Origin of the sequence: Actinopolyspora sabaoui (assembly GCF_051225635.1) — a bacterium.
Taxonomy (GTDB): domain Bacteria; phylum Actinomycetota; class Actinomycetes; order Mycobacteriales; family Pseudonocardiaceae; genus Actinopolyspora.
Genome location: NZ_JBMIHH010000041.1, coordinates 1 through 211, shown reverse-complemented (window position 1 = coordinate 211; position 211 = coordinate 1). Strand labels below are relative to the sequence as shown.

1 protein-coding gene is annotated in these 211 nt (G+C 54.5%); it reads right to left on the bottom strand.

What is annotated here, in order from left to right; translation table 11 throughout:
• The coding region (locus tag ACOQFL_RS22910; RefSeq protein ID WP_435546267.1) for a hypothetical protein at window positions 1-211 on the bottom strand (211 nt) is incomplete at both ends.

Here is a 211-nt window from a genome sequence, read left to right as displayed (position 1 = left end):
AGAAGTCGTCTAAGTCGTCGGCATCGCCCGAGTCGAAGTCGTCGAAGTCGTCGAAGTCTTCAAAGGTCTCGAAGAAGTCGTCGAAGAAGTCGTCTAAGTCGTCGGCATCGCCCGAGTCGAAGTCGTCGAAGTCGTCGAAGTCTTCAAAGGTGTCGAAGAAGTCGTCGAAGAAGTCGTCTAAGTCGTCGGCATCGCCCGAGTCGAAGTCGTC